This is a genomic window from Micromonospora sp. NPDC049799 (assembly GCF_040656655.1).
Classification (GTDB): Bacteria; Actinomycetota; Actinomycetes; order Mycobacteriales; family Micromonosporaceae; genus Micromonospora.
In genome coordinates, this window is sequence record NZ_JBFAMU010000457.1 from 1 (window position 1) to 3,983 (window position 3,983).

Here is a 3,983-nt window from a genome sequence, read left to right on the forward strand (position 1 = left end):
GGTAAAGGTGGTCGCCGACACCGGTCGGGCGGCCTTGGAGGAGATGCGCCGGCTCGTCGGCGTACTCCGGGAGCCGAACCCACCGGAGACGGCCGAGACCTTCCCACCGGACATGCGTCCTCCTCTAGAGCGAGCGGGATCGGACCGAGGCGACGGTCACCGAGGGTGGTTCCGCGCCGAGGGCGAGCAGCACCGGGCCGGCGGGGCCGTCGACGAGGCTGCCGAGGCTCACCCCGTCCAGGACGGCGAGGAAGGCGTCCTGCGCCCGGCGCAGGTCGGCGCGGAGCCGGCAGGCGGCGCGCAGCGGGCAGGCGGGCGCGTCGCAGGAGACCACCTCGGCATCACCCTCGAAGGCCCGGACGACCCCTCCGACCGTGATGTCGCCGCCGCCCTCGGCGAACGCCACGCCTCCGGAGCGGCCCCGGACGGTGACGAGCACGCCGAGGTGGTGCAGCCGCTGGACGACCTTGGCCACGTGGTTGCGGGGCAGGTCGAGCTGGTCGGACAGCTCGTCCACGGTCAGCCGCCGGGTGCTGGCGGCGGCGAGCATGGCGATGCGCAGCGCCATGTCGGTGGACCGGTTGAGCTTCACGTCCCGACCCTAGCCAGCACGGGCAACGGACACCACGGACCGCGCGAACGCCCGTGTGATCCGGCCGACAGCCCACCCGGGACCTTCGACCCTAAAGAGGTATCTCGTATTCCTGTTTTCTGACGGGGCTCAACGAGTCAACCGGAAGGAGCACGAGTCGTGCTGTCGGAGTCCTCAGCAGCCGTGGTGACCGCGACCCTGCCGGCCGTGCAGGCGCACGGTACGGAGATCACCGGCCGGTTCTACCAGCGCCTGTTCGCCGCCCACCCCGAACTGCTGAACATCTTCAACCGCGGCAACCAGGCCAGCGGCGCGCAGAAGGCCGCCCTCGCCGGCGCGGTCGTCGCGTACGCCGCGCACCTGACCGGCGGCGCGACCGTGCCGTGGGGGCCGATCCTGGACCGGATCGCGCACAAGCACGCCTCCCTCGGCATCACCCCTGAGCAGTACACGATCGTCGGCCGGCACCTGCTCGCCGCCGTCGGCGAGGTGCTCGGCGAGGCGGTGACCCCGGAGGTGGCCGCGGCGTGGGACGAGGTCTACTGGCTCCTGGCCTGCGAGCTGATCGCGCGGGAGGCGCGCCTGTACGCCGGGGCGGGACTGGCCGAGGGCGAGCCGGTCTGGCGGGAGTGGCGGGTGACGGGTCGGACCGAGGAGGCCGTCGACGTCGTGTCGTTCACCCTGGAGCCGGTCGACGGCGGCGGCGTACCCGGCTTCACGCCCGGGCAGTACACCAGCGTCGCGGTCGACCTGGACCACGGCCGCGGGCAGCAGATCCGGCAGTACAGCCTGTCCGGTCGCCCCGGGGCGGACCACTGGCGGATCACCGTCAAGCGGGTACGCGGCCACGCCGGCGTGCCCGACGGCCTGGTCTCCACCTTCCTGCACGAGCGCGTCTCCGTCGGCGACACGCTGCGGCTCAGCCCGCCGTTCGGCGAGGTCAGCGCGGTCGCCGGCGACGGCCCGCTGCTCCTGGTCAGCGCCGGGATCGGGCTGACGCCGGCGATGGCGGCACTGGAGCACCTCGCGGTCACCGCGCCGGAGCGCCCGGTGGTCCTCGTGCACGCCGACCGGGCGGGCGCGGCGCACGCGTTCCGCGCGGAACTGCCGCGTCTGCACGCCGCGCTGCCGAACCTGCGCACCACCCTCTGGTACGAGCGGGTGGAGCCCGGCGACGAGGTGGATCCGGTGGCGGTCTCCCCCGGACGGGTCGACCCGAAGATGATCCCGCTCTCCCCCGACTCGCACGTGCACCTCTGTGGACCGCTGCCGTTCATGAACACGGTGCGCGGCGGCCTGCTGCGGCGCGGGGTGCCGGTCGAGCGGATCGCGTACGAGGTCTTCGGGCCGGGCATGCTCCGCGACGACCGGGGCTGACCGGACGGCACCGAAACGTGTTGGCGGGGTGACGTTGCGTATTGGCAGGTCACCCCGCCGGTCCAATCTCCACTCGCGACCGATCGCCGGCTCCGGAGAAGTCGATGATCTACAGGTTAGGAGGAGAAGTGGAGGGTAGGGACCTGAACCATGCGGGTCCTTGGAATCAACGCGATCTTTCACGATCCGGCGGCCGCCCTCGTGGTCGACGGCCGCGTGGTGGCCGCCGCCGAAGAGGAGCGGTTCAGCCGCCGTAAGCACGGGAAGCGTCCCGTGCCGTTCTCCGCGTGGGAACTTCCGGAACTGTCCGCCGCGTGGTGCCTGGCCAGTGCCGGTGTCGACGTGGACGACCTCGACGCGGTCGCCTACTCGTTCGACCCGGGCCTCTGCCGACCGGCCGACAGCCTCGGGCTCGCCGACCCGTGGGACTGGCTGCGCGTCGAGTACGCCCAGCGCGCGCCGCAGTTCCTCGCCGCCGCCCTGCCCGGACTGGACCCGGCGAAGGTGCGGTTCGTCCCGCACCACGTGGCGCACGCCGCGTCGGCCGGGCTCGCCGCGCCGTCGGGCGGTGACGACACCGCCGTGCTCGTCCTCGACGGGCGCGGCGAGGTGGCCAGCCACCTGGCCGGCGTCTACTCCGACGGCCTGCTGAACCCGCTGTACGCGCAGGAGCTGCCGCACTCGCTGGGCCTGCTGTACGAGGACCTCACCCGGCACCTCGGCTTCCTGCACTCCAGCGACGAGTACAAGGTGATGGCCCTCGCCTCGTACGGGAAGCCGAGGCACCTGGGACTGCTGCGCGACCTGGTCCGGGTCACCTCCGACGGCGGCTTCACCATTGACACGATCGACTGGGCGAGCATGGCCAAGGCGCGTACCGCCGACGGCGAGATGACCGAGGACCACGCCGACCTGGCCGCCAGCGTGCAGGCCCGGCTGGAGGAGGTCGTCATCGACCTGTCCCGCTGGCTGCACGACGCGTCCGGCGGTGCGTCGACGATCGCGCTGGCCGGCGGTGTCGCGCTGAACTGCGTGGCGAACGCGCGGCTCGCCGCCGAGGGCCCGTACCGGAACGTGTGGGTGCAGCCGGCTGCCGGCGACTCGGGCACGGCGCTCGGCGCCGCCCTGCACGTGGCCCGCGACCTGGGTGACCGGTCCACCCCGATGGGTGGTGCGGACCTGGGGCGCGGCTGGTCGGACGAGGAGCTGGAGGCGGAGCTGCGCCGCGCCGCCCTGCCGTACCACCGGCCCGACTCGATCGCCGCCGAGGCGGCCCGGGTGCTGGCCGACAACGGCATCGTCGCCTGGTTCCAGGGGCGCAGCGAGTACGGCCCGCGCGCCCTGGGCCACCGGTCGCTGCTCGCCCACCCCGGCGACCCGGCCACCACGGCCCGGATGAACGACGTCAAGGGGCGGGAGCAGTTCCGCCCGATCGCCCCGATGGTCCGCGCCGACCGGTTCGCCGAGATCTTCGAGGGTGTCTACCCCAGCCCCTACATGCTCTTCGTGCATCGGGTGAAGGAGCAGTGGCGGGACCGCATCCCGGCGGTCACCCACGTCGACGGCACCGCCCGCGTGCAGACCGTGCACGACGACACCGAGCCGGTGGTCGCCGCCATGCTCGCCGAGTTCGAGCGGCTGACCGGCCTGCCGGTGGTGGTGAACACGTCGCTGAACACGGCGGGCCGGCCGATGGTGGACACGCCGCGCGAGGCGATGGAGCTGTTCGGGTCCGCGCCGGTGGAGCTGCTGGCGCTCGGCCCGTTCGCGGTGCGGCGGGGCGCGCTGGGCGGTGACCGGTGATCAGCGTGGTGGTGCCGACCCTCGGCCGGCCCAGCCTCGCGGTGCTGCTCGACGCGCTCGCCGCGCAGGTCGCCGACCTGCCCGACCCGGAGGTCCTGCTGGTCGACGACCGCCGCGACTCCACCGGGGAGCTGGCGGTGCCGGGGGATAGCACACTGATGCGCCACTCAGGCGACCAACTGTTACAACGACTAAATCTTGATGCACCGTC

3 protein-coding genes and 1 pseudogene are annotated in these 3,983 nt (G+C 73.0%); 3 read left to right on the forward strand and 1 reads right to left on the reverse strand.

The genetic code is table 11. The annotated features are described in order from the left end of the window. Positions 1–124 precede the first annotated feature (124 nt). Positions 125–592, reverse strand: a complete 468-nt coding sequence (locus AB0I76_RS24355; protein WP_357039697.1) for an Rrf2 family transcriptional regulator — start codon at positions 590–592, stop codon at positions 125–127. Between the two features lie 159 nt (positions 593–751). On the opposite strand from AB0I76_RS24355, the gene AB0I76_RS24360 reads away from it, so the two are divergent. The 3 genes and pseudogenes from AB0I76_RS24360 to AB0I76_RS24370 form a co-directional block, all read left to right on the forward strand. Then, a complete protein-coding gene (locus AB0I76_RS24360) occupies positions 752–1,969 on the forward strand; it encodes a globin domain-containing protein (protein ID WP_357039700.1) in 1,218 nt (405 codons plus the stop codon). A gap of 150 nt (positions 1,970–2,119) precedes the next feature. Next, positions 2,120–3,772, forward strand: coding sequence for a carbamoyltransferase C-terminal domain-containing protein (locus AB0I76_RS24365; protein ID WP_357039703.1), 1,653 nt, complete (start codon positions 2,120–2,122; stop codon positions 3,770–3,772). Then, positions 3,769–3,983 (forward strand): annotated as a pseudogene (locus AB0I76_RS24370) (hypothetical protein); the annotation flags it as partial. The gene AB0I76_RS24365 and the pseudogene AB0I76_RS24370, both read left to right, overlap by 4 nt.

Bases quoted from the DNA above. Each gene is read 5' to 3' on its own strand.
- AB0I76_RS24365 (WP_357039703.1), top strand. From the start codon at position 2,120: ATGCGGGTCCTTGGAATCAACGCGATCTTTCACGATCCGGCGGCCGCC.